We start from the raw sequence: 23592 nt of genomic DNA on the forward strand, positions 1-23592 counted from the left end.
AGCCTTATCAAATAAAGTCATAAAAAAAGCGAGATTATATCTCGCTTACTTCTTTTTCAAGAAAGTCACTAAAGCAGGTATCAGAGAAATCACGATTATGGCTATTGTGACGAATCCAAAATGTGTTTTGACAATCTCGAGGTTTCCAAAGTAGTAGCCGCCAAACGAGAACAACGCTGCCCAGATTATACCGCCTAATGCGTTGTAGGTGAGGAAGTGGATATAATTCATCTCACCTATGCCTGCCACAAACGGCACAAACGTCCTTATGATAGGTATAAATCTTCCTAATACTATTGTCATATTGCCGTATTTATCATAGAAGTTTCTGGCTTCTAAAAGGTGTTCTTTCTTTATCAATTTTAGGTTTTCAGCTTCGTATATTTTTTCGCCTATAAATTTTCCTATGTGGTAGTTTACAGTGTCACCTAATATTGCAGCCGACGCGACTACTATAAATAAGGTGAATACATTTAGCGAACCTATGGCAGCAAACGCACCTGCAGCAAATATTAGTGAGTCACCAGGCAAAAATGGCGTTATGACGATGCCTGTCTCAAAAAACAATATGAGAAATATAAGTAAATATGTGGCGGTACCATACGTTTGTATTATGGTGCCTAAATACTTGTCGAGATGAAGAACTACATCAATTCCCAATTTCAATAATGACATTAAAATCCCCATTCCTTTTTGCAAAATAGTGTACATTTATAATTATAGCATATTAAAAATTGCAATTATTACAGAATTGTAAATTTTAATCCACTTTTAATCTCTTTTTGATTTCATGTATTGAGTTAATTTTTCTTTAATATCATTATTTTGTTCCAGGAAGTCCATAAAACGTAAGAAACAATGAAGTGTTTCTGTACTTACAGTGTGTTCTATTTTTTCTGTTTCCTCAAGAAGGTTATTTTCTTCGATTCCCAACGTCCTTAGAAGTTCCAAAATTGTATTGTGTCTTTTTATGAGGCTTTCTCCAATTGATTTACCTTCATCGCTTAAAGTTATGACACCGTACTTTTCGTAGTTTATAAGGTTTAACTCAGCCAGTTTTTGGACCATCTTTGTGGCGGAGGGTGGCTGGACATTCAATGCATATGCCAATTCGTGCAGTCTTACATAACCTGATTTAGTTGACAATCTACATATCATTTCAAGATAATCTTCCATAGACGCTGTCAATGAGTTACTTTCTTTCTTCATGTATTCACTGAAAGTGCGAAATTTGTCATACAATTTATTCACCTTCTCTTTAAATGTAACGAAATACATCCGTTTAACATATTCTATGTTAGGATTTTTGATTTTAGGATTGGCTAATAATTTTGCCAATGTGAAAAAGGGTGTGACTTATTATGAAAGATTCAGGCAGTGTAGCTGTAACAGATTTTGCTGAAAGAAGCAAAAAAGCCTCAGGAAATCTAATTGTAAAGAAGATTGCTGATTTCTTGAAGTACGTAGGTCCAGCATTTGTGGTAAGCGTAGCTTATATAGATCCTGGCAATTTCGCTACAAACATAACTGGAGGTGCTAAGTACAATTACAGTCTTTTATGGGTCATCTTGTGGAGCAACATAATTGCAATCTTTCTCCAGTATTTGTCGGCCAAATTGGGCATAGCTACTGAAAAAAATTTATCTCAAATGTGTGACGTCATATTTTCCAAAAAGACTAATGTATTGTTGTTTATTGTCTCTGAGATCGCCGCTATTGCAACGACGATGGCGGAATTTTTAGGCGGTGCTGTTGGCATATACCTTCTTTTTAAGATTCCATTGGCTTATGCTGGTGTTGTCACTGGAATTGTGACACTTTTTATAACGTATCTGGAGAAATTCGGGCAGAAGGCAGTGGAGCTAATAATTGAAGTATTGATAGGTGTAATATGTGCAGCGTACGCATTCGAAATGTTTTTAGCAAAGCCAGAATGGCTGAAGGTTGGACTCAGCACTTTGACTCCAACGATTGCAAATAGAGATGCTTTGTATATAGCAGTTGGTATGCTGGGAGCTACAGTAATGCCACATGTCATATTTTTGCATTCTCAATTAGTTCAAAGTAGAAACAAGGGTTTAAGCTTAAAAGAGAAAAAGCACCATTTATGGATGGAAAGGCTGGACATTGTGATAGCCATGAATATCGCTTTTATTGTCAATGCGGCTATGGTAATTGTGTCAGCGGCAGTTTTCTTTAAAAATGGTATTAATGTTGATTCTATAGAAGATGCTCATAGATCATTAGAACCTCTTTTGGGTTCTTTTTCAGGTATAGCTTTTGCATTGGCCCTTTTATCATCGGGATTTTCGTCGTCTGCAGTTGGGACTATGGCAGGTGAGACGGTTATGGATGGATTTTTAAATAAGACTTTTTCACCGCTTTTAAAAAGGCTTATTACGATAATACCGTCAATGGCAGTCCTTTTCTTGGGTGTAAATCCAATGAATGCTCTTATTTTAAGCCAAGTCGTTTTAAGCTTTGCTCTTCCATTTGCTATAATACCACTGCTTTTAATAACTTCTAAAAGAGAATACATGGGTGAATTTGTAAACAATTTGGCTGTTACAATTGTAGGATGGGGAATTTCGATTTTTATAATACTTTTAAACGGAATACTTTTGTATACAACTTTTCAAGGAATGTTGTGAACAAAACAAAAAGATGTCCTCATTAGGACATCTTTTATGCATAAACAAATGCAAAAATAGGAGGAGTAAAGTTTAAATCTCTGCAGTCCACAAGCCGTGCAAATTACAATATGCCCAAGCTTGAATCTTTGCTGCATCTGTCTTGAATGTTGCTTCAGGTTTATCTCCTGGTTTTAACATCTTCCTCATGTAAATTCCGTCGGCTAAAATTGAAATCCACTCTATGTAGTGTTTTTCCTCCATAGGATGTTCTACGCTGCCAACTTTTACTGTTACTGTGTCACCATCTTTTAATATCACAGGAACGTGTTTTTCTTTGCTAGCATCAACTGTATTTACTATTTGCTCTTCCATCGGCTTTTCACAGCATGTCAATGTTCCATCACCAGCGTTTAAAACTTCTACAACATTTCCACACTCCTTGCATTTGTAAACTCCAAATAAATTTGCCATAAGAAAACCTCCTTTTAATTTAAAGATAATTTATTTCTTTTGATAAAAATTATCTTTTGTAAATATTATACACCTCATATAAATTAAAATCAAGTAGTATTATAATAATATATTTTTGATAAAAATATGCTAATATATTGTATGAAAGCTTTGATGTTTTTGGAATACATGTTAAGAAGGTGAAAAGATGAGCTACAGGGTAGAACACGATATTTTAGGATATATGGAAGTGCCTGATGATGCTTATTATGGCATTCACAGTTTAAGAGCTCATGAAAATTTCAATTTGTCAGGTCAACCAATTCACAGAGAGCTTATAATAGCACTGGCGCAAGTAAAAAAGGCGGCTGCTATAGCCAATAGAAATATAAAATTGCTTGATAAAAAAATTGCAGATGCTATAATTATTGCATGTGATGAAATAATCGAAGGTAAATTTCACGATCAAATCATCGTTGATGCACTTCAAGGTGGAGCAGGCACATCTGCAAATATGAATATGAATGAAGTCATAGCAAACAGGGCGATAGAGCTGCTTGGCGGCGAAAAAGGAAATTATGATTTAGTAAGTCCTATCGATCATGTAAACTTAAGCCAATCCACAAACGATGTTTTTCCTACTGCTGTAAGAATAGCGGCTATCAAACTTTTAAAGCCTTTAAGTGAGAGCTTTGCTAATTTGCAAGTAGCACTTCAAGAAAAGGAAGACGAGTTTAAAGACGTAATTAAGATGGGCAGGACGGAACTGCAGGATGCTGTGCCTGTGATGCTGGGTCAGGAGTTTGGAGCATATGCACAGGCAATAGCAAGGGATAGGTGGAGGATATACAAGGTGGAGGAAAGGCTAAGGCAGGTGAATATAGGTGGGACTGCTGTCGGCACAGGGTTAAATGCCGACATAAGGTATATCTACAGCGTCATTGAGATTTTAAGAGACATAACAGGAATTGGACTTGCCAGAGCTGAGTACATGATGGATCCTACTCAAAATAACGATGTTTTTGTGGAAGTATCAGGTATGTTGAAAGCTGCAGCTACAAATCTTATCAAGATATCTAATGATATTAGGCTTATGTCATCAGGTCCAAGATGTGGACTTATGGAGATAACCATACCGGAAGTACAAGCTGGTTCGTCTATAATGCCAGGCAAGATAAATCCAGTAATACCTGAGGCAGTAAAACAGGCAGCATATCAAGTATTGTCCTGCGATTATGCTATAACATTAGGAGCGCAATCTGGGGAATTTGAGCTTAATTTCACATTGCCGCTTATTGCCTATAATCTTTTCAATGAGATTGATCTTCTTAAAAATGCAGTAGACATGTTTATATATAAATGCATAAAAGGCATAGAGGCTAATCGACATCACCTTGAAGAAATGGTGGAAAACAGCCTGTCTTATGCGATTGTTTTAAGCCCTCATTTGGGATACGAAAAAGCATCTATGATAGCAAAAGAAGCTAAAGAGAAAGGAAAGACCATAAGAGAAGTTGCTAAAAAATATTTTAAAGAAGAACAGCTTGATGCCATACTTAATGAATACGAAATGACAAAACCAGGCATACCTGGTTTAAAAAGATTGAGAGGGGAAAATAGATGAATACGACGCCAAATGCATCGAGATTGCATATATCAATATTCGGCAGAAGAAACGCAGGAAAATCAAGCATAATAAATGCACTTACTAATCAAAACATCGCTATTGTCTCCGATGTAGCAGGTACTACAACAGATCCTGTGCAAAAGGCGATGGAGATACTGCCGATAGGCCCTGTAGTTATAATAGATACTGCAGGACTTGACGATACAGGAGAGCTGGGGGAACTAAGGGTCAAAAAAACGTATGAAGTGCTAAACAGGACGGATCTTGCTTTGCTTGTGATAGATGGCATGGTGGGGCCGTCGGAGTTTGAGGAGGAAATTTTAGAGAAGATCAGAGAAAAAAACATTCCGGTTGTAGGTGTTTTAAACAAGGCGGATTTAGCTCAATTTCATTTCAATCAAAAAGCTGATTGGGAAAAGAAGTTGAAATTAGAGCTTGTTGAGACGTCTGCCAATAACGGTTATGGCATAGAAGAGCTTAAAAGGCAAATAATAAAAAAGGCTCCATACGATGATAAAGAGCTTTCTTTAGTGTCTGATCTCATAAATCCTGGTGATTTCGTGGTGCTGGTAGTTCCCATAGATAAGGCTGCACCTAAGGGAAGGCTTATACTGCCGCAGCAACAGGTGATAAGAGATGTGATTGAAAGTGATGCTATTGCTATTGTCACAAAGGAATACGAGCTGAAAGAGACGTTGGAGAATTTAGGGAAGAAACCGGCATTAGTTATCACTGATTCGCAGGTTTTCTCAAAAGTAAGTGCAGATACACCTCGGGACATACCTTTAACATCTTTTTCAATTCTTTTTGCAAGGTACAAAGGCGACCTTGACGAATTGACAAAAGGGCTTAAAGCATTAGAAAGACTTAAACCCGGTGACAAGGTTCTTATAGCCGAAGGATGTACACACCACAGGCAATCTGATGATATAGGGAAAGTAAAAATACCCAGGTGGATACGCCAAATTGTAGGCGGTGATATTCAATTTGATTTTTCCAGTGGAATGACGTTTCCAGACAATCTGGAGCAGTACAAGCTTATTGTTCATTGCGGTGGGTGTATGCTTAACAAGAGAGAAATGATGTACAGAATATCCTATGCAAAAGGCAAAGAAATTCCGATTGTAAATTATGGGCTTTTAATTGCGTACGTGCAAGGGATTTTGCCGCGGGCAATTGAGATGTTTCCGTCTGCGAAGCTTATATATGACGAGGACCAGCAATATTGAAGCTGGTCCTTTTTTACTCGTCTTCTACAATGTCTAAAGAAAAGCTCTTTTTGTACTTGAATAATACTACATACAGTATATATGCGATGCCTATAATACCACTTATTATAAATGTCATGTGTGCGCCAACTTTTTCGGCAAGACTTCCTGCGTAAAGGGCACCTATAGGCGTGACGCCTCCAAACACTAAAGAGTATACGCTCATGACTCTCCCTCTAAATCTGTTGCTGGAGTTAAGCTGTACGGTGGTGTTTGCCGATGCAGAGAAAGTAATCATAGAAAATCCAGATAAAGCGAGGAGAATCGTTGTAAGCCAATAGTAGCTTTGGAAACCGATTAAGATTTGGAAGACACACAATCCCACTCCACCTAATATGAGATAGAAAGGTTTCGCACCTTTCTTGCTTAATGATGCCAGTATTAGAGCACCTATTAATGCGCCAACGCCCATAGATGACATGAGAAAGCCGTATCCCGTGGAATTTTGATTTAAGATGTTTTTTGCAAACACAGGCACTAAAACATTGAAATTTATGGCGAACGTGCTTAAAACCGCCATCATAAGTATAGTAGCGAATATTATCGGAGTATTTTTGATGTAGAGAAGCCCTTCTTTTATATCTGATATCACATCTTCCCTTTTTAACATTGCTCTTGATTTGCTTACTTTCACATCAATAAGGATTAAACCAGTGATTACTGCAATAAAGCTTAATGCGTTGAGGTAAAAGCACAGTGCATAACCTAAAAGGCCTATAAGTACGCCTGCTATGCCAGGTCCTATGATTCTGGCTGCATTGAATATGGAAGAATTAAGTGATATTGCATTCATCAAGTCTTCTTTGCCAACTAAATCGATTATAAATGATTGCCTTGCAGGATTGTCGATGGTGTTTATGAAACCGACGATGGTTGCTAAAACGAGTATTTCCCAGTAGTTTATTATGTTTAATGCAGTTAGCGTTGCAAGAGCCAAAGCTGTCACCATCAGGCTTGTCTGAGTAAATATAAGGATCTTTCTCTTTGGAAACCTATCTATTACGACACCAGCAAACAGAGATAAAAAAAGCATAGGCAGAAATTGAAGGGCGCTTACAACACCCAACAAGAATGCAGAATTGGTTAATTTAAGGACTAGCCAATCTTGACCAATATTTTGCATCCATGTGCCTATGAGGGATATCATTTGTCCAAACCAAAACAATCTGAAATTTCTATGCCTTAATGCAGGAAAAACACTGTCAGTCAGTTTATCAAGAAAAATATAGAATGAGTTCAATTAAAATGCCTCCTATTTGTAATAGTCACATAAAAGTTCAATGGATTTATTGAAATTTTCACTGGCTAAATCAGGCTTGCCAATTGATATATACAGGTTGCCTAAAGCTTTGTAAGCATCTGAAAGTTCCTTTTTAAGCCCCAGCTTTTTTAATATTTCCAATGATTTATTCAGTTCTGATGCAGATTGTTTAAAATCCTTAAGTTTTAAATGTATAGTGCCCAGCAAAGTGTACAACCTGCCAATCTCTTCTTCCGCATTTAACTCTTTCAATATATTCATAGATGAATTTATGTGTTCAAGAGCTTTATCATAATTTTCTAAGTAAAATTCTATTCTGCCTAATTCAGTCAGATTACATGCCATGCCTGTTTTGTTGCCTAAATCTTTGTACATAGAGTAGCTTTTGAGGAAATATCTTTTTGCTATATTGTATTTCCTAAGATCTGTATAGACAAATCCCAATAAGTTGTATTCGCTGGCAATGTCGCCTTTTATGTTTAATGCCTTACTTATTACTAAAGACTTTCTTATGTAATTTAGTGCATCGTTGTATTCTTTTAATTTGTAATTTATAAGTCCAAGACCATTGTTGCACTTTGCAATGTAGTTAACAGTGTTTGTCATCGTGGCATAGTTTAAACAATTTAAATAGTAATCCCTCGATTTTATGAGTTCTCCTAGCTTATTGTAAAGATCGCCGATGCTATAAAGCATCTTACATTTAAGTTCATAATTAATTATACTGCTTTTTTCGAATTCGTCGATAGCTTTCAAATAAAAAGTCAGCGCAGCATCAGGATTTTGCAATTTTTCATGACACAAACCTATGTTGTAGTATATTTCAACGAGAATTTCGTGTAAAGAATTTTGAGAAAAGTAAGTCAAACACCTATTGAATGAATCTAAAGCAGACTTGTAATCTTCAATTTTTGTGTACGTCCTGCCTAAATAAAAGCTTATTATATTTAAAGTGTATTCATCTACATTAAGCTCTAAAGCTTTTTGATAATAAGATATGGCATCGGCTAAATTTCCACTGTCAAGCGACTTTCTTCCTTCTATCACTAATTTCAATACTTTTTTGTAAGTATTTATCTCATCTATAAGTTCTGCTTTGTCTTTGTAATCGTCATCAAGAAAGTACACCAGCGGTTTGTTCAATTTCTTTGCAATAAAATCTAAAGCCTTTAGCGAAGGATTTATCTTCCCCTTTTCTATCAAACTTATATAGCCTTTTGAAAATTCATCACCCGAAATATCACCCTGTTTTAAAAGGAGTTTTTTTCTTTCATCTCTGATTTTCTTCCCTAATTTAACTACATCCATCAGAAATTGGCCTCCCTCCCCCTTTTTATTATAAAATATATTATAATTTAACTAGTTGAAATTTTCAATCGCTTTTATTTGTGCTATTAATATATTTTAAGCAAAGTGAAATTTTTGCTGGTTTAATATTGTAGAAATTTGTTTTTTTGTGTGAATTCAATGGTATAATATTAATTAAATAGTCGGAGGTGTAAAAATGGGCAAATTAACCATAGTAGGGCTTGGACCTGGCGGGTTTGAACACATGACAATTGAAACTATTGAAAAGATGAAGAATGCAGACAAGTTGTATTTAAGGACGGAAAAGCACCCTGTTGTAAAATATTTAATGGATATGGGATTGTCTTTTGAAACTTTCGATAAAATTTATGAAACGGGCTCGACATTTGAGGAAGTTTATGATAATATTACTCGGGAAATAGTAGAAATTGCCGAAAAATACGATAATGTAGTCTATGCTGTTCCAGGCAATCCTTTAGTTGCGGAAAAAACTGTTGAGTATCTGTTAAAGTTTTTAAATGACAGTGACGATATAAAAGTAGAAGTTGTTCCTGCTATGAGCTTTGTCGATGTTGTCGTGAATGAATTAAAAATAGATCCTATTTATGGATTGAAAATCATCGATGGACTGTCTCTTGATAGTATAAAACCTGACAAAAGGTGCAATAATTTAGTAACACAGGTTTACAACAAAAGGGTAGCTTCAGAAGTAAAGCTTAAGCTTATGGACATTTACGGCGATGAATTTTTGGTGACGGTTGTAAAAAGTGCTGGTGTAAAAGGTGAACAGCGAATCGAAACCATGCCTTTGTATGAAATTGACATGATAGATTGGATCGATTACCTTACATCTATATTTATACCGCCTGTCGAAGGCACTTTTAAAGCAAGGTACGATGTAGATGACTTGCTTGACATAATGGCAAAGCTCAGAGGTGAGAGTGGATGTCCTTGGGATAAAGAGCAGGATCACAGCACATTAAAAAGATATTTGATTGAAGAATGCTATGAAGTAATCGATGCAATAGAGAACAATTCAGACGAAAGTTTATTGGAAGAGCTTGGAGACGTTTTGCTGCAGGTGGTTTTTCACTCTCAAATAGCTGATGAGAGAAAGGCATTCAACTTTCATGATGTATGTGATGCCGAGTGCAAAAAGATGATTTACAGGCACCCTCATGTGTTTGGAGTGGAGGAAATAGCTACTTCAGCAGATGTTCTAAAAAGGTGGGATGAGATAAAGAAAGATGAAAAAGGCTATAAATCCCACACAAATGAGTTAAAAAGTGTTCCAAGGTCTATGCCAGCATTGATTAGGGGTTATAAAGTGCAAGAAAAAGCGGCAAAAGTAGGCTTTGACTGGGACAATGTAGACGACGCAATGGCAAAAGTCTATGAAGAATTAAATGAATTTAAGGAGGTGTATAAAGGGGAAGACGAAAATGATAAAGTAGAAGAATTAGGTGATTTGATTTTTGCTGTCGTAAATGTTGCTAGATTTTTGAAAATAGACCCCGAAATTGCTGTTCATAAGACCATTGAAAAATTCATCCAGAGGTTCAATTACATAGAAAATGCAGCAGAGAAATCTGGACATAAATTGGAAGACATGACATTATCTGAGATGGATAGCCTCTGGAATGAGGCAAAAATGAATAAATTTAATAAAAAAGCACAAAAATAAGCTTAAACTAGCAGGATTTTTAAGATTTGTGAAGAATAAATAAGTGTAGTATAAATTACTAAGGAGGTATTATGGTGAATAAGGCAGATCTTGTTACTAAGATTGCAGAAAAAAGTGAGTTAACAAAAAAGGATGCAGAAAAGGCATTAAATGCATTTGTTGATGCAGTTCAAGAAGCTTTAAAACAAGGAGACAAAGTTCAATTAGTAGGTTTTGGAACATTCGAAGTAAGGGAAAGAGCAGAAAGAAAGGGCAGAAATCCACAGACAAAAGAGGAAATTACGATTCCTGCTTCAAAAGCACCAGTATTTAAAGCAGGAAAGGCATTAAAAGATTTAGTAAATGCATAAGATCAGGTCGTATGACCTGATTGTTTTTTTGGAGGACGATGGACATGCGGCTTGATAAGTTTTTAAAAGTGTCCAGGCTTATAAAAAGAAGGACAGTGGCAAAAGAAGCTTGTGACAAGGGAATGGTATTTGTAAATGGAAAAGTGGCAAAAGCAGGCGATATTTTAAAAGTAGGAGATATCGTAGAGATTAATTTTGGAAATAGAGTAATAAAAGCGGAAGTTTTAGATATAAAAGATCATGCCCTTAAAGATGACGCTGATAAAATGTACAGGCTACTATAAAAAGAATTAAATACGACAATCCTTCCCATACTAAGAAAGGAATGAATTTTGAATGGGAGGGATTTTTTATGAATAAGACAAAGTGGATCTTAATTTTTCTTATCTTTATGTTGGTTTCTACGTCATGTGGCACTCCAGCCAAAAAGCCTATGCAGCCAACAAAAGAGAAAACAACGCTTCCTAAAATACCTGATAAAATAAGCCGTGGATATAATAAAGAGCCTGTCTTGAAAGTCTACATTACACAGACGGGGAAAATAGAGACAATGCCTTTGGAACAATATGTCATGGGAACAGTCGCAGGTGAAATAAAAAACGATTGGCCGCTTGAGGCATTGAAAGCACAAGCAATATTGGCGAGAAGCTACGTCTTGAATTTTGTCAATAATGAAAAATCAAAATACACAGATGCGGATATATCGACTGATTTCGAAGAAGCGCAAGCGTGGAATCCGTCAAATATCAATTCGAATATAAAGAAAGCGGTGAATGACACGAGGGGATTAGTGGCGGTATACGATGGAAAATACATCGAAGCATGGTTTCATTCAGATGCTGCAGGCAGAACGGCATTGGCTAAAGAAGGGCTTAATTATAAAAAAAGTGAGCCACCATACACAGAAAGTGTAAAATCAGACGATATTAAAGTAGCTCCTCCCAATATAAGAAATTGGTCATATACTTTTACAAAGCAGGAAGTTTTAAGTGCTTTAAACAAGATGGGCATAGAAATAAGCGATTTTAAAACAGTGAAGATAGGAGCGAAAGGAATATCTGGCAGGACGGTACTTCTGGACTTTGATAAAATACCTGTAAATGCGCCAGATTTTAGGATTGCTATTGGAAGTGAAAAGATGAAGTCTACAATGTTAGACAGTGTCAAATACGATGGAAGTAATCTTACAATAAAGGGAAGAGGATTTGGACACGGTGTTGGCATGTCTCAATGGGGGGCATATCAGATGGCTAAAAATGGAGCTAAAGCCAGTGACATTATAATGCATTATTTTAAAAATATAAATATTGTAAAACTTTGGAAGTGAAGAGAGCCAAAAGCTCTCTTTTTTGTTCTAAAAAATTGATGTGGACATAAAATTATTCTAAAAGAGGAGGTGTTATGATGGATGATAGAAAAGGGACAAACATCAACAAACCGCAAAATATCTCTGTGCAAAATAGGGAAAAGATGCAAATAACAGGCGTGGACAATGTTGTAAGTTTTGATGATGAAACTGTTGTGCTGGAAACATCAATGGGTATTCTCACGATTAAAGGCCAAGAACTTCACATAAATAAGCTGAATTTGGACGATGGAAATGTATCAATAGATGGCGAACTTATAAGTATTGTTTACAGCGATAGAGGCGGATTAATGGGTAAATCTGGCGGCTTTTTAAGCAGGATGTTTAGATGAATTTGAGAATTGATGTATTCCTTTAAATCATGTATTATAATAATAGATGATTTAAAGGGGATATGCTTTATGGATACTTATGTGCTTGTAGATTTTGATGGAACAATAACAAAAGAAGACACGTGTTATGCGATGGTAAAGGCTTTTGCTAAAGACGGCTGGCAAGAGATAGAGAAAGATTGGGAAGAAGGCAAGATAACTACGGAAGAATGTGCATTAGAGACATTTAAGCTTATGGACATGGATGAAGAAAAATTGAAATCATTGCTTTTGACGATGGAAATAGATTTATACTTTAAAGATTTCATGGAGTTTTGCAAAGATAGAGGCTATAAAGTTATAATAGTCAGCGATGGCTATGACTTCAACATAAGGACTGTCTTAGATAAATACAATATTGGCATAGAGTATTTTAGCAATAAGCTTGATTTTCGCGACGGTAAAATTGTGGCATCATTTAATACATCTGATGATTGCGATAAATGTGGTTCTTGTAAGTTGGACATCTTAAAAAAGTATAAGAATGAAAACACGCGGATTATCTATATTGGCGATGGTTACTCTGATATTTGCATTTCAAAACATGCCGATTTGCTTTTTGCAAAAGGTGTGTTATTAAAATACTGTGAGGACAATGGCATTCCATTTGTTCCATTTGGAGATTTTAGAGACATCATAGAATATTTAGAAAAAAGCGATAAACTACTTTAAGTTTATCGCTTTTGCTATTGGAGGTACAACTTGCTTTTTCCTCGATATGACGTATGGTAGGTAAAAATGATTGTCATCGATATTTATGTTAAATGCTCTTTCTAATAACTCTTTGTGATTGCCTGCAAATAAGAACAAAGAGCCCTCGTTGATTATATCTGTCAGCATTAGCAAAAGCATATCAAAGCTTTTGTTTTTTCTTTCCTCTTCCATGAATTTAAGAAGATCATCTTTAAGATTTCCGATGCTTGACAGTGTATTGACTTGTCCTATGCCAACTTTTAAGTTGCCGATTAAAAATTCTTTAAAGTCGGTATAAAATATCTCTTCAACTGTTTTGCCTTTTAAGGATGTGCCGGCTTCAAACATCTCTTTGCCGAAAGACTCTATATCTATCTCAGCTATTTCAGCTAATTTTTTTGCCGCTCTTATATCTTCGGGTGTGCATGTTGGAGATTTGAATACAAGGGTGTCTGATAATATGGCTGCACACATGAGTCCTGCAATACGCTTGTCTGGCGTTATACCTCTCTCTTCATAGATCTTATTGATTATTGTAGAAGAACATCCTACAGGCTGATTTCTAAACAGTATAGGTTGATTTGTTTCAATGCCGCCAACTCGGTGGTGGTCAATGATTTCAAGGATAGTAGCATCTTCTATCCCGTCAACAGCTTGAGACAATTCGTTGTGATCAACAAGTATTATTTTCTTTCTTTCATAGTCCAATATGTGGCGTCTTGCCAATAGACCCAATATTTTTCCTTCATCATCAACTACAGGGAAATTTCTATATCTGTATTTTAACATCGTCTGTCTTACATCATCTATGTAATCACTGTCTTTAAATGTGACAATGTCATCCTTGATCATTATCAATGACACAGGTAAGCACTGATTTATAAGCTTTATGGTATCAAAAGTGTCGCAAGGGACTACTATCAAAGTCGAGCCAAACTTTTTCGCTTCTTCTATGACTGCGGAAGATGGGTCTTCGCCGCCGGTGATTATTATAGTCTTTGCGCCTTTTTTTATTGATTCTAATTGTATGTTTTCTCTGTTGCCTACGATTAACGTCATACCGGGTTCTATTCTGCTTACTACGCTTTGTGTTTGCATGGCGGCAACAATTATGTCGCCTCTTACAAATTCCTCATTTTTTAATATTAGCTTTCCGTTTAATGTCTTTATGATGTTTTCAACGGGAATAGTGTAATTTGACAGCTCGTGTGATGATGTCAGGTATGCTTTTGCAAGGTCTCCCATAGTAGCGATGCCTTTTAATTTATTTTCATCGTCTACTACCACAATCGTCTTGGAATTGTTGTTTAATAAAATATTCCAAGCTTCATACATTGGTGCTTTTTCACTTATAGTAAGTGGCTTGTCATAAGCGATATCGCCAACCTGAGTATATACATTGTCTATCAATAGTGGTTCATTTACATTAAAATAGTCTAAAACAAATTGCGTTTCTCTGTTAATAGGACCAAGCCTTACTGGTACCGCATTTATTTTGTCGGCTATTCTCTTTAAATTAGCGTATGCAATTGCTGAACAAATGGAATCAGTATCTGGATTTTTATGTCCTGAAACAAATACAATACTCATATTCAATTTCTCCTTTGTTTAGATTTTTAAACTTCGTAAATAGTTTAATACGGAAGATTGTGTAAGATTATCAATGAATATCGGTTGGCGCATTAAATGAATCATATCAATTTCCTACATAAATATAATATAATATGAGGAGGTATAATGTAAATGGTAATGAATGTTGAGAGTCAACTTTATTCTTTTCTTGTCATGTTATATGGTGGCATAATAATCGCTATTTTATACGATGTATATAAATTGTTTAGATTTATACTAAGGCCAAAGAGGATTGGAACTGACATAGGGGATATAATCTATTGGATATTGGCTACAATCGTATTTATATTTTTTTTATATGTAAGCAATTATGCTGAAATAAGGTTTTACTCATTTCTTGGACTTTTAATTGGAATACTTTTGTACAACATATTTCTAAGTCCTATTGTGATGAAATTGTTGCTATTTTTTTATAAGGTCATGAGAAATACTGTCATATGGGTATATAAAATTGGGTCATATCCATTTGTTGCTATTTATAAAATTTTATCGGTACCGGTAAGATATATTTCAAGGATACTGGGTATTCCTGGTAAGTTAATCAATAACACAATATCACATTTTAATATTTTTAAGAGAAAAAAATAAAGGATTTTTCTAATAAATGTCGAATATATTTAAAAGACTAAAAATGTGTGAGAGGTATGTTAACCATGAAACAAAGGAGAAAAATGAAGTTAAAACCTGCTCTTTTGATTCTTTTTGTTGTGTACATATTATTTACTCTTGTAAAGCAACAAATAACATTAAATGTGTTGGATAAAAAATTGAATGCAGCTATTACACAGGTAAATGCTGCTGAAGAGGAGAATAAAAAATTAAACAATCAGATAAAATATATAAAGACAGATGAATTTATCGAAAATGAAGCCAGGCAAAAATTAGGGCTTATCAAAAAAGGAGAGATAATGTTTATAGATACTGCTAAGGATGCACAAAATTCCTCGAATTAAGGCGAATTTTTTTAATATGCTTGATAGAAATGACTTTTTAATATATAATTAAACATATTAGTAATCAAATAAGAAGAGGGAGGATAAACATTTATATGCCATTTCAGGTAGGAGAGGTAGTTGAAGGAACTGTTCTAAATATCACAGATTTTGGAGCGTTTGTTCAATTACCAGAAGGCAAAACAGGGCTAGTCCATATATCAGAAGTTGCTAATACGTATGTAAAAGACATAAACGAGTTTTTGAAAGAAAACGACAAGGTGAAGGTAAAGATTCTTTCTATGGATAAGGGCGGAAGGATAAGCCTATCAATAAAAAAGGCTTTGCCAAAGCCAAAACAAGCAAAAAGCAACAAAGGCTATGACAGTGACAATTATAGCAATCGGAATAATAATATATCTTTTGAAGAAAGGATATCAAAATTTTTAAAGGATTCTGATGAAAGGCAGCAGCAGCTTAAAAAGAATTTTGATTCAAAAAGAAGAGGCGGCGGCTACAAAAGAAACGCTAGTTATTAAAACTTCGGGCAAGCCCGAAGATTTTTTATGGGAGGACTATTATGAGGTGTTCTGTTATCGATATAGGAACAAATTCTGTCCGCCATCTTATGTGCGATGTAGATGGGAAAGAAATTAAACACATAAAGAAGGATGTTAAAGTAACGAGGCTTGGTGATTCTGTATCAAAAAATGGGAGATTGGCCAGCGATGCTATTGAACGAACAGCAAGTGCAATAAAAGCTTTTTTAGATGATGCTGAAAATCTCAAGGTACAAGATATATATGCTTTTGCTACATCTGCAGTGAGAGATGCTAAAAATGCTGACAGCTTTATAAATGAACTTTCAAAACTTGGCATAAACGTTGATATAATAGATGGTGAAACTGAAAGTCTTTATGGATATATTGGTGCCTCATACGGAATAAAAAGAGAAAATGTATTGGTTTTGGATGTTGGTGGAGGGAGTACAGAATTTTCTTATCTTAACGGAAACCTTGTGAAAAAAAGCTTTGATATAGGTGCTTTAAGGCTTACTGAGAAATTTATAAAGAATGATCCTATTACGATCGATGAGTACAACAATATAAGTCTTTATATAACAGATATGCTTACGCCATTTATAAGCGAAAATCAAGAAATACCTACAGATATAGTTGGCATAGGTGGTACAATAACAACACTTGCTGCCATGTCACAGGGTTTAGAAATCTACTCGAGAGAATTAGTTCATGGATATGTACTTAGTAAAAGCGAAATAAAAAGATTGCTGGATTTAATGATGTCGTTGAGCTTGGATGAGAGAAAACTTTTAAATGGCTTGCAGCCTGAAAGAGCTGATATTATCGTTGCTGGCACAATAATAGTCTATACAATTTTAAAACTTTTGAACTGTACTTCAATTACCGTAAGCGAATGGGACAATCTAGAAGGTGCTTTAGTAGAAAAATATATATCAGTACTATAAATGCATGTAGAGCATTTTCATTTTTAAAAGCTTTCTCAGGCCAATACTACTACTGAAGCATTATCTATACCATTTAAGGCTCCTTCGTAGCGATATATCCAGTAATTAGAACCGTTTACTGTAACGAGGCAAACTTCGTCCTTTTCAATATATTGGACAAAGTCTTTTATCTGAATTCTGATGTCTTGTGGATAGATATGGTAGTTTATGTCAGTGAATTTTCTCATCTATAGATATTTTTTAAATTGTACTACAAAATTGTAAACAAATTGTGAACAAAATAAAAATATACAATATAGGTATAAAAAGTTAAAATGCAAGGAGGAATTTGAAGAATTATGTAGAATTATATTATATAAAGTTGTTAGATTGTGTAGTAAATTGTCGTCTACTTTAGATAATGCAAAAAGTGCAGGACATCGACGGCAATGTATGAATTTATGTTTTAAGTTTTTATCAGGAAGAATGAGAGATTATTAAATTATTAAGCAAGAGAGATTGACATTGATATGTTTTCTTGCAAAAAGAGAATGGCTTTATAAGAGGAAGTGAACGTGTTTTTAGCCTACCTACGAGGAATTGAAATGCTAATAAAGCTAAATTTGAATTTATAAGTGCTAGAGTTTTTAGCCTACCTACGAGGAATTGAAATCAAAGCTTGACAGTGCAAGTCAATCACGAGGAATGGTTTTTAGCCTACCTACGAGGAATTGAAATTTACTAAGAGAGACATATCTTATACAAAAATCATAGTTTTTAGCCTACCTACGAGGAATTGAAATAATGGCATTAGTTGTGGCAATATTAATGTCTTAAAAGTTTTTAGCCTACCTACGAGGAATTGAAATACAGTAACTTCTAATAAAAACATAATCTTTTTATAAGTTTTTAGCCTACCTACGAGGAATTGAAATCGATGTGGATATGTATTTCTTTTGTCAATCCAAATCCACGTTTTTAGCCTACCTACGAGGAATTGAAATAATGCTTTTTCTTTGCAGATGTTAGATCTGCAAAGAAGTTTTTAGCCTACCTACGAGGAATTGAAATTCATCATCGCACGTCCAACAGGCGTTGTTGTATCAAAGGTTTTTAGCCTACCTACGAGGAATTGAAATCTTAAAGGACCTTGCTCGTCAAAAAACGTGCATTGAGTTTTTAGCCTACCTACGAGGAATTGAAACGTCCATAGCCTTCTGTACGCTCTGGAAGGCGTATTACATGTTTTTAGCCTACCTACGAGGAATTGAAACTATGTGCCATATGCAGTGGCAATGGTGGACGCTTTTCGTTTTTAGCCTACCTATAAGGGATTGAAACATAAAATGATTTCCTCCTCCTAAAATAGATAAGGTAATTAAAAACGAAAAGAAGGTGTTTTTATAATGGGCAAGAAAGAAGTTGAGATTTGTTTTGAGACAATAACTCCTTTATGGTTCGGTGATGCTTGGCAAAAGAATGAGAAGGTTCGACCTTCAGCTTTAATAGGGAATTTGAGATTTTGGTTTTCTGTATATTGGAAATTTATCAAAAGGGGTCAAATTGAAAATTTAGATGATAATGGTATTCCTATAGATAGTTTATTAAGTAAAGATTATAAAACTTTTCCGGATATTTTATTGAAACACATACGGGATGGTAATATAGGTGATGATTTTAACTTTGACAAGGAAGTTGATAATGTATTAAATGAATTAGAATTGCCTGTTCCTTCGCGAATATTTGGATGTACTGGATGGGATAGTAGGGTAAATATAGAAATTTTAGAGTATTGTACTAATAAGTTGAATTTGAAGGAAATAGAATTTAATTTCCCAAATGACGTAGAAAGCAAATTTTGGATAGAAAAGATTCTTTTTCAAAGCATGAATAATATCAATGGTCATGATAGATTGAAGATTAAGCTTAAAACTATGTCATATTGGTGGGATACATATCTTAAGGATTTTATTAGTTTTTTTGGAAATAAAATTATTCTTATTGGAGGTAAACTTTCTTTTGGATTTGGATTTGCAAAAATCAAAATTGAAGAATTACAGGATGTGAAAGAACAGGATGAGAGTATTGGTAGAAATAGCAGTATTAATAACTTCCTGTTAGTAGATAAAATAGAAGGAATGAATTATCACACAGGCAAAAAGGTTTTGGGCTATAATTTTAAATATCATCTAAGAAAAAATGAGGAAAAAAAGTTTAGAGAAAAGAATTTTGGCAGTAAAGGTAATGCCTCTAAAGTTTATGTATCACATTTGCAAAAAGAAGATAATAATTCTGTATATCTTATTGTTTTAAATAATTTATATGACAGTTTATCTATTCCTGATTGGATAGTTGATAAATATAAAAAACAGCTTAATGAATATAAAAAGGAAGTGTAGTAAGATGCCAACATATGATTCTTTTGTAGAATATAAAAATGATAAAAATAAATTTTTAAGTGAATGCGAAGAAAACATAAAGCCTTTTATAATTTTGAAATATGGTTTTGTTAATAGCAAAGAGGATGAATTGGAGAATTTCAAAAAAGACAATAAAATTTATTGTATAGGGGATAAAAACAAAATACAGAATATATCAGGAATTTTAGATAATTGTGAGAATGTTAGCGTATATATTAAAAAACTTTTTCCGTATTCATTTATTATTTGGTCAAAATTTAAATTAAAACAGCCATATTTTTCAAAAGATGATGATGATTTTTATATAATTTCAAATCCTGTATTAAAAGAAAAAGCTTTTAAAGTGCCAATGGTGCGAGGAAGTGGATGGAAAGGTACTTTGGCTAATGCTTTCAAGGACTTAATTAATGAAAATATTGATATAGGTGACAAGGAGAGAAATCGAACTTTAATAGAAAGCTATATTAGAATTTTTGGTACAGGATCAGAATATATGAAAAGTTTAGAATATTATTATAAGAAAAGATTAGAGAATGAGGCTTACACTATTAAATATTTAAAAGATTCATTATTTAGACTATTACTTTTTGAATTTGGCATTAAATTAACAAAAGAAATGTTAGAAAATATAAGAAAAGCCAATACTAGGGAAGAAATTTTTAATATATTAAATGATGAATATTTTGCGAAAATTGAATCTATAAATACTCATAAAGGAAGAGCTATATTCTATCCTACATACTTTGATAGATTATCGCTGGAAGTGTTTAATCCTCATGATAGAAGGAAAAGAGCAGGTACACAGCCTATTTATTATGAAGTGGTTCCTGAAAGTACAGAAGGGATATTACAGATTATATACATTCCGTTTGATGGCATGTTAAATGAAAATGACATATTAAAAAGCGAAGCGGAAAATGATTTGAATAATATTTTATTGGCAATTGAAAAAATATCCCAAAATGGTGTAGGTGCAAAAACAAAACTTGGATGGGGAACTTTTGAATTTAGTGAAAAATATTATTATGTAAATGAAGATTTAGAGATAAAAGAGGAACTTAAAGAAAAAGGGTGGTTGAAATGCCAGAATTGAATTTGGAAAACTTAAAAAATTATAAAGATGAGATTTTAAAAGCGGAAATAGGTGCATTGTTATTTAATTTAGGTAAAACACATGTGGGATTTTCATTTTGGAAACCATATTTTCCAAATTCAAATTGTATATGGTCGACATACAAAGAATATGTTGATAAATATCTGGATAACGAACTTAAACAAATTAATAAACAACTTAAAGATTTTATAGATTCTGTACAAGTAAACTTAAGTTTTCAATCATTAAAGCTGAAAGAAATAATGCAAGGTAGCAAAAGTTCTTCAGAATTTGTTAAAAAAGTTTTCTTTCGTGGATGCGAAAACATAAATTCCGGTATAGATAAAGGCAGTCTTGGAGAACAAATAAAAGGTAATTTATGGATTTCGGATGCTTTTGGTTCTTTTAAGAAAAAAGTAGAGTTGCATGATTTAGATGATCAAAGAATTTGCTTTTACAATAAGCTTAACAACTTCTTATCTAGTAACAATTATTACACAAATCCTGACTGGCAAAAAATAAGAAAATTTATTTTCACGGAGATTAAAAATTGGTATTCGAGACTCTTAAGTGACTCTCGTTTTCCAATAAATGATGTTACCCTTTGGGATCAAGCCTATATGACTGCTACAATGTTTAAGGCCGTATTATCTAATTTAACTATTCTTAAAGACAGCAAGAAAAAGGTGGAGGATTATAAAAAGTATTATAGTAACATCAAATGGCGTATTCTTGGTATACAGTACGATAAACTCAGATTAGCAGAAAAAGGTTACAAACCTCAACAAATACAATGGTATAGAGAAACTGTAGGAAAAATAGATGAGGAAATAAAGAAGCTTTTGGAATATGAATATCCCATTGGAAATGAAATATACAGGGATGAAACAGGAATATATTTATTAGTTGGAGAAGATTTAGTTGAGGATTCACAAAAAGATAACACTCTTGCGGAGTTACATATAGGTGAAATAAAAGATAAAATATTGGCAATTTGTGAAGATAAATCTTTTGGTGAGTTTTATCCCGCAATCTTTCTTACTAAAGCTTCAAGAGGCCTGATGAATTTAAGTTATATTCTTGAGAAAGCAAGAGAAAATTTCTTAAGAGTAGACTGGAGCAAAAAACAAACTGATGTATGCATAGAAAAATCAGAAAGTAGGAGAGCAATTGGTATATGTCAGGTTTGTGGACAAAGATTTGTGTTTGAAAAAGATAAAAGTGGCGAAAATAAAAATATATGTGATATATGTCTAAAAGAAAAAACGCAAGGTAGGATTGATAAATGGCTTGAAGATACGAGTAAAGAAACTATTTGGATGGATGAATTGAAAGATAAGAATGATAAAGTTGCATTGGTGACAATTAAGTTTGAATTGCATGACTGGTTAAATGGAGATATGCTAAATAGTATAACGTTGCAAAAAGGCATTGATTTTATGAAAGAAGTTAATAAGCTGAAAGACGATCTTAAGGATATTTATAGAAATAATCAAGACAAAGAAGTTGCAGATACTGTTTTGAAAAATTATACAGATAAATCTCTTCATAAATGCAAGGTCAAAAATGATGTTATAGAAAGTTTATTACTTGAACGTTCTATAGGTGACAGATGGGAAGAATTTATATGCAAGAAACTATCTGATTGGGATGATAACAACAATAAACCTTTAAAACAAAAAATAGACTTTAATGAAAGAAAAATAATGTGGGCTCAATTAACTGATGATGACATAAAATTTTTATCTATGCTTATTCTTCAATTTCTTCTTCGGAAAAATCCTTCTCCAGCGAGATTGAGAAGAATATGGGAGAGTACTCAGGAGTTTTTTGAAGATATAAAGAAGAATATATGTGCTTATGCGGATATCCCAGATAAGAGGATAAAAAGATATTTTTGGAAAGATATAAAAATTAACGGTAAAGATGAAGATATCCCAGATGGAGAGTATTATGATGGAGAAGCAGTTTTTTGGGCTAATAAAGGCAAAGTTTATTTGATATCTTATATTAAGGATTTGACAAATGATACAAAATTTAATTTAAAACGATGTGAGGATAAGAAAGATATAAGTGTGTCACTTGATTTAAGCGCAGCAAAAACAGAAGATTATCGACCTTATTTATCAATTATAGACCCTACTCCAATTAGTTGGCAGTTTATTATACCTGCTGAGTATGTACTAAATTTGATTGATAATGTTATGAAAAAATATAATGAAAGTTTTAAATTTGTTTATGGAAAACTACCACTTCATATAGGTATAGTAGTACAGAATTATAAAAATCCTCTGTATGTTGGTATAGAAGCTTTAAGGAAAATTAGGAGGGATTTAGAGAACACAAAACAACTAATAACGGAAGTGAAAGCGTCTAAAGTTAAGGATATATTAAAATGCCAAAAGATTGAGGAATCGCTAAACAATACTCATAGATATTACTCTTTATATTATGGTAATCATTCCAAAGGATACAAATTTTATATTAACCCCGAAGATAGAGGTATGCACTGTATACTAGATATTGACGAAATTGGAGAAAGTGAAGAAATCAATATTATCCCCAATACTTTTGATTTTGAATTTTTAGATGCAAATGTTAGAAGAAATGATATCTACTATGCGGAGAATAGTGATATAAGTAGCGAGAGAGGTGGAAAGAGAAGATTATATATTAAAAAACAAAGACCATATAGTATTGAAGAATATTGGAGCAAATTTAAAAAATTTAGGGATTTATTTGGAGGGAAGAATAACAAAAGTATTAGAACTACTAAATTGCATAATTTAATTTCTATAATTTATGATAAGATTAATGATTGTGAAAAATTTAAGGAGCATCTTGCTTCAAGTTTTATAAATATTCTTGATTTAAAGAAAGATGTTGAGTTAAAAAATGGTATTGCTGATATTTTAGGAATAAATACAGATAATAGCGATTTTTATAAGGAATTAAAAGATAAAATGACTGAAGAAAATTTAATGTTAATTTTAGATATGTTTGATTTTTGGCATAAATCATTGAAGGAGGTATAAAACA

Annotated in this window: 23 protein-coding genes and 1 CRISPR repeat array; of the genes, 16 read left to right on the forward strand and 7 right to left on the reverse strand. The window is 33.6% G+C overall.

Features of this window, described 5'->3' with window-relative positions:
* Positions 1–45 precede the first annotated feature (45 nt).
* Positions 46–675: a VTT domain-containing protein gene (locus JJQ93_RS11375; protein WP_085112402.1), complete on the reverse strand. Its 630-nt coding sequence runs from the start codon at positions 673–675 to the stop codon at positions 46–48.
* 96 nt (positions 676–771) lie between these two features.
* Positions 772–1209, reverse strand: a complete 438-nt coding sequence (locus tag JJQ93_RS11380) for a metal-dependent transcriptional regulator (protein WP_274893852.1) — start codon at positions 1207–1209, stop codon at positions 772–774.
* Positions 1210–1361: 152 nt separating this feature from the next.
* Here JJQ93_RS11380 and JJQ93_RS11385 point away from each other — a divergent pair, with 152 nt between their 5' ends.
* On the forward strand, positions 1362–2651 hold the full coding sequence (locus tag JJQ93_RS11385) for an Nramp family divalent metal transporter (protein ID WP_274893853.1): 1290 nt from the start codon (positions 1362–1364) through the stop codon (positions 2649–2651).
* A gap of 72 nt (positions 2652–2723) precedes the next feature.
* Here JJQ93_RS11385 and JJQ93_RS11390 read toward each other — a convergent pair whose 3' ends face one another.
* Positions 2724–3104 carry a desulfoferrodoxin gene (locus JJQ93_RS11390; RefSeq protein ID WP_085112399.1) on the reverse strand — a complete coding sequence of 127 codons (381 nt, stop codon included), beginning with the start codon at positions 3102–3104 and terminating at the stop codon, positions 2724–2726.
* Between the two features lie 187 nt (positions 3105–3291).
* Here JJQ93_RS11390 and JJQ93_RS11395 point away from each other — a divergent pair, with 187 nt between their 5' ends.
* Both JJQ93_RS11395 and hydF read left to right on the forward strand, forming a co-directional pair.
* A complete protein-coding gene (locus JJQ93_RS11395) occupies positions 3292–4707 on the forward strand; it encodes an aspartate ammonia-lyase (protein WP_274893854.1) in 1416 nt (471 codons plus the stop codon).
* The gene (hydF, locus tag JJQ93_RS11400; RefSeq protein WP_274893855.1) at positions 4704–5939 is read left to right on the forward strand and encodes a [FeFe] hydrogenase H-cluster maturation GTPase HydF; all 1236 of its coding nucleotides are present in this window, start codon (positions 4704–4706) and stop codon (positions 5937–5939) included. The genes JJQ93_RS11395 and hydF overlap by 4 nt, the downstream gene beginning before the upstream one ends.
* Before the next feature lie 13 nt (positions 5940–5952).
* Here hydF and JJQ93_RS11405 read toward each other — a convergent pair whose 3' ends face one another.
* Positions 5953–7218, reverse strand: a complete 1266-nt coding sequence (locus JJQ93_RS11405) for an MFS transporter (RefSeq protein ID WP_274893856.1) — start codon at positions 7216–7218, stop codon at positions 5953–5955.
* Positions 7219–7230: 12 nt separating this feature from the next.
* Complete coding sequence (locus JJQ93_RS11410) at positions 7231–8547, reverse strand: helix-turn-helix transcriptional regulator (protein ID WP_274893857.1); 1317 nt, start codon at positions 8545–8547, stop codon at positions 7231–7233.
* Between the two features lie 196 nt (positions 8548–8743).
* Between JJQ93_RS11410 and yabN the strand changes: the two genes are divergently transcribed.
* The 6 genes from yabN (at position 8744) to JJQ93_RS11440 (ending at position 12990) form a co-directional block, all read left to right on the forward strand.
* On the forward strand, positions 8744–10231 hold the full coding sequence (yabN, locus tag JJQ93_RS11415) for a bifunctional methyltransferase/pyrophosphohydrolase YabN (RefSeq protein ID WP_085112394.1): 1488 nt from the start codon (positions 8744–8746) through the stop codon (positions 10229–10231).
* 74 nt (positions 10232–10305) lie between these two features.
* Positions 10306–10581 (forward strand): non-specific DNA-binding protein Hbs, encoded by a 276-nt coding sequence (hbs, locus tag JJQ93_RS11420; protein ID WP_013296814.1) that lies wholly within the window; start codon positions 10306–10308, stop codon positions 10579–10581.
* 44 nt (positions 10582–10625) lie between these two features.
* Positions 10626–10865: an RNA-binding S4 domain-containing protein gene (locus tag JJQ93_RS11425; protein WP_274893858.1), complete on the forward strand. Its 240-nt coding sequence runs from the start codon at positions 10626–10628 to the stop codon at positions 10863–10865.
* Between the two features lie 68 nt (positions 10866–10933).
* Entirely contained in the window at positions 10934–11908 is a 975-nt protein-coding gene (locus JJQ93_RS11430) for a SpoIID/LytB domain-containing protein (RefSeq protein ID WP_274893859.1), read from the forward strand.
* Between the two features lie 77 nt (positions 11909–11985).
* The gene (gene yabP / locus JJQ93_RS11435; protein WP_014757749.1) at positions 11986–12279 is read left to right on the forward strand and encodes a sporulation protein YabP; all 294 of its coding nucleotides are present in this window, start codon (positions 11986–11988) and stop codon (positions 12277–12279) included.
* A gap of 69 nt (positions 12280–12348) precedes the next feature.
* A complete protein-coding gene (locus JJQ93_RS11440) occupies positions 12349–12990 on the forward strand; it encodes an MtnX-like HAD-IB family phosphatase (protein WP_274893860.1) in 642 nt (213 codons plus the stop codon).
* On the opposite strand, the gene JJQ93_RS11445 is transcribed toward JJQ93_RS11440, so the two are convergent.
* Positions 12982–14601 (reverse strand): putative manganese-dependent inorganic diphosphatase, encoded by a 1620-nt coding sequence (locus JJQ93_RS11445; protein ID WP_274893861.1) that lies wholly within the window; start codon positions 14599–14601, stop codon positions 12982–12984. The two genes, JJQ93_RS11440 and JJQ93_RS11445, sit on opposite strands and share 9 nt — an antisense overlap.
* 153 nt (positions 14602–14754) lie before the next feature.
* Here JJQ93_RS11445 and yabQ point away from each other — a divergent pair, with 153 nt between their 5' ends.
* The 4 genes from yabQ to JJQ93_RS11465 all read left to right on the forward strand — a co-directional run bounded on the left by yabQ (position 14755) and on the right by JJQ93_RS11465 (position 17061).
* Entirely contained in the window at positions 14755–15231 is a 477-nt protein-coding gene (gene yabQ, locus JJQ93_RS11450) for a spore cortex biosynthesis protein YabQ (protein ID WP_085112388.1), read from the forward strand.
* Positions 15232–15314: 83 nt separating this feature from the next.
* Entirely contained in the window at positions 15315–15596 is a 282-nt protein-coding gene (locus tag JJQ93_RS11455; protein WP_274893862.1) for an FtsB family cell division protein, read from the forward strand.
* Positions 15597–15691: 95 nt separating this feature from the next.
* Positions 15692–16114, forward strand: a complete 423-nt coding sequence (locus JJQ93_RS11460; protein WP_085112386.1) for a S1 domain-containing RNA-binding protein — start codon at positions 15692–15694, stop codon at positions 16112–16114.
* A gap of 41 nt (positions 16115–16155) precedes the next feature.
* On the forward strand, positions 16156–17061 hold the full coding sequence (locus JJQ93_RS11465; RefSeq protein ID WP_274893863.1) for a Ppx/GppA phosphatase family protein: 906 nt from the start codon (positions 16156–16158) through the stop codon (positions 17059–17061).
* Between the two features lie 35 nt (positions 17062–17096).
* Here the strand turns inward: JJQ93_RS11465 and JJQ93_RS11470 are convergent, their stop codons facing one another.
* Positions 17097–17288, reverse strand: a complete 192-nt coding sequence (locus JJQ93_RS11470) for a hypothetical protein (RefSeq protein ID WP_274893864.1) — start codon at positions 17286–17288, stop codon at positions 17097–17099.
* A gap of 329 nt (positions 17289–17617) precedes the next feature.
* Positions 17618–18381: direct repeats of the CRISPR family, unit length 30 nt; unit sequence GTTTTTAGCCTACCTACGAGGAATTGAAAT.
* 65 nt (positions 18382–18446) lie between these two features.
* On the opposite strand from JJQ93_RS11470, the gene cmr1 reads away from it, so the two are divergent.
* The 3 genes from cmr1 to JJQ93_RS11485 are packed head-to-tail and all read left to right on the forward strand — an operon-like array spanning position 18447 to position 23588.
* Positions 18447–19439 carry a type III-B CRISPR module RAMP protein Cmr1 gene (gene cmr1 / locus JJQ93_RS11475; protein WP_274893865.1) on the forward strand — a complete coding sequence of 331 codons (993 nt, stop codon included), beginning with the start codon at positions 18447–18449 and terminating at the stop codon, positions 19437–19439.
* A 4-nt stretch (positions 19440–19443) separates the two neighbouring features.
* Positions 19444–20553 carry an RAMP superfamily CRISPR-associated protein gene (locus JJQ93_RS11480; RefSeq protein WP_274893866.1) on the forward strand — a complete coding sequence of 370 codons (1110 nt, stop codon included), beginning with the start codon at positions 19444–19446 and terminating at the stop codon, positions 20551–20553.
* Positions 20541–23588 carry a CRISPR-associated protein Csx11 gene (locus JJQ93_RS11485; protein WP_274893867.1) on the forward strand — a complete coding sequence of 1016 codons (3048 nt, stop codon included), beginning with the start codon at positions 20541–20543 and terminating at the stop codon, positions 23586–23588. Before JJQ93_RS11480 ends, JJQ93_RS11485 begins: the two co-directional genes overlap by 13 nt.
* Positions 23589–23592: the final 4 nt, after the last annotated feature.

Source organism: Thermoanaerobacterium sp. R66, assembly GCF_028895185.1.
GTDB lineage: Bacteria > Bacillota > Thermoanaerobacteria > Thermoanaerobacterales > Thermoanaerobacteraceae > Thermoanaerobacterium.